This is a genomic window from Streptomyces sp. NPDC044719 (assembly GCF_056433405.1).
In genome coordinates, this window is the sequence record NZ_JBWKHE010000029.1 from 1 (window position 1) to 1,811 (window position 1,811).

The 1,811-nt window shown below is 67.6% G+C and carries 2 protein-coding genes; both read left to right on the forward strand.

The features are described 5' to 3' along the window. Positions 1–948: acyl carrier protein (locus AC07DF_RS41305; RefSeq protein WP_478982766.1), on the forward strand; the 948-nt coding region annotated here is incomplete at its 5' end. After that, on the forward strand, positions 948–1,811 hold an 864-nt coding region (locus AC07DF_RS41310), incomplete at its 3' end, for a beta-ketoacyl synthase N-terminal-like domain-containing protein (protein ID WP_478982768.1). The genes AC07DF_RS41305 and AC07DF_RS41310, both read left to right, overlap by 1 nt.

Genomic DNA, 1,811 nt, shown 5'->3' on the forward strand with positions numbered 1-1,811 from the left:
TCGGCGTCGGGGGTGCTGGGTAGTCCGGGGCAGGGCAATTACGCGGCGGCGAACTCCTTCCTGGACGCGTTCGCGCACGATCGCAGGGCGGCAGGACTCCCGGCCCTCTCGCTCGCCTGGGGCCTGTGGGCTCAAACCAGCGGCATGACAGCTCGACTCGGCGGAGACGATAGGGAGCGGTTCGTCCGTTCCGGACTGGCCCCGATCCCGAACGAACAGGCACTTGCGCTCTTCGACGCCTCCCTGGCCGACGACAGGCCGCTGCTGGTGCCGATCCGGTTGGACCAGGCAGGGCTGCGTTCCCAAGCCGCCTCGGGCGCCCTGCCCCCGTTGCTGAGCGGACTGGTACGTACCCCGGTCCGGCGCGGCGCGAACACGGGTGCCGCAGCGGAGGGACCGTCTCTCGCCGAGCGGCTGAGCGCCATGCCCGAGACCGACCACAAACGCGTCGTCGAGGAGATCGTGCGCGGGAATCTCGCCGCTGTTCTGGGACACGCCTCGCCCGCGGAGATCGCCCCCGACAGCTCGTTCCAGGACCTGGGCATCGACTCACTCACCGCCGTGGAACTGCGTAACCGACTCAAGGGCGCCACCGGCCTGCGCCTGTCGGGATCCCTCGTCTTCGACTACCCCAGCCCCGAATCCCTGGTCGGACACATACTGGACGAACTGTCCGTGGAGATCGACAGCGCAGGCCGTGGCGCGACGGGAGCCGATTCCGACGAGGCGGCCACTTGGCGGACCATCACCTCGATTCCACTCACCCGCATCCGGGAGGCCGGTGTCCTGGAGACGCTGCTGCGGCTCGCAGAACCCGGCGGCGAGGCAGAGACCACCGCAGGTGAAGCGGAAGGCACGTCCATCGCCTCGATGGACGTGGACGATCTCGTCCGGATCGCACTCGGAGAGAGCAACACACCCGTAGACACGGAAGGGACGAACGCGTGATGGCCGCATCCTCTGAAAAGGTCGTCGAGGCATTGCGGGCGTCACTGATCGAGAACGAACGTCTGCGCAAACAGAACCAAGAACTGACGACTGCGCAGCGTGAGCCCATAGCCATCGTGAGCATGGCCTGTCGTTTCCCTGGCGGCGCGGACTCCCCCGAGGCGCTGTGGCGCCTCGTCGCCGAAGAACGCGATGCCGTCTCCGGCCTGCCCGCGAACCGTGGCTGGGACCTGGAATCGCTGTACGACCCGGACCCGGAGGCGCAGGGCAAGAGCTACGTACGTGAGGGAGCGTTCCTCTACGACGCCGCCGAATTCGACGGTGAACTGTTCGGAATCTCTCCCAACGAGGCACTGGCGATGGATCCGCAGCAGCGGCTGCTGATGGAGACATCGTGGGAAGTCCTGGAAAGGGCCGGGATTCCTCCGAAGTCCCTACGGGGCAGGCCCGTCGGGGTCTTCATCGGCGGCATTACGACGGACTACGTGACCCGGCACTACGCGGGCGGAGCGCCACACGTTCCACCGGGCGTCGAGAGCCACTTCATGACGGGCAGTTCGGGCAGCGTGTTGTCGGGCCGCATCGCCTACACATACGGCTTCGAAGGGCCGGCGGTGACGGTCGACACGGCGTGCTCCTCGTCGCTGACCGCACTCCACGTGGCCGCTCAGTCGCTACGACAGGGTGAGTGCACTCTGGCGATCGCCGGCGGTGTCGCTGTGCTGGCCAACCCCGGCACCTTCGTCGGCTTCAGCCGACAGCAAGGCCTGTCTCCGGACGGGCGGTGCAAGGCGTTCTCGGCGGACGCTGATGGTGTCGGCTGGGGCGAGGGTGTCGGGCTGATCCTGCTGGAGCGGTTGTCG